Annotated in this window: 1 pseudogene; it reads left to right on the forward strand. The window is 76.0% G+C overall.

Going from position 1 to position 668, the window contains the following annotated elements:
* Positions 1 to 509, forward strand: a pseudogene (locus D8M39_RS12470) (galactokinase); the annotation flags it as partial.
* Between the last annotated feature and the right edge of the window lie 159 nt (positions 510 to 668).

Consider the following 668-nt stretch of genomic DNA (forward strand, 5'->3'; position numbering starts at 1 on the left):
TCGCCGCGGTCCTCGGCGTGGATCGGCTGCGGGACGCGTTGCCGGAGCACCCCACGGACGACGACGCCGCCGCGGCGCTCGGCCGCTTCGACGCCCTCGTCGCGGACGGGGCACCTCTGGACGGCGACCCCGAGGGCGTGCGGCTGCGGCTGCGGCACTCGCTCACCGAGATGGTCCGCTCGGTGCGGATCGCGGACGAGCTCGCGACGCCGGACGCGGACTGGTCGCTCGTGGGCCGCCTGCTCGTGGCCGGGCACGAGTCCATGCGCCTGGACTGCCAGGTCTCCGTCCCGGAGCTCGACGCCGCCGTGGCCGCGTGCCTCGACGCCGGCGCCCTGGGTGCGAAGGTGGTGGGGGGCGGCTTCGGCGGGTCCGTGCTGGCGCTCGCACCCGCGGACGACCTCGATGCCCTGGCGCGCTCCGTGTGCGCCACCTTCGCGGAGCACGGTTTCCGCGACCCCCTGTTCCTGACCCTGCAGCCGTCCCCCGCAGGCCGCCGGATCCTCTGAGCTGCGGGAACCCCACCCAGCTCTCTCCCTAGCGTTCACCACCCGTCCCCTCCGACACCTCAGACCGGGAGCCCCCAGTGTTCGCAGCACAGACCTCCGCCCGCCGCCTCAAGCGCGGTGCGGCCGCCCTGCAGCGCGGGGACGTGCCCGCCGCCCGGG

Origin of the sequence: Kocuria sp. HSID17590 (assembly GCF_003989485.1) — a bacterium.
GTDB classification, from domain to species: Bacteria; Actinomycetota; Actinomycetes; order Actinomycetales; family Micrococcaceae; genus Kocuria; species Kocuria salsicia.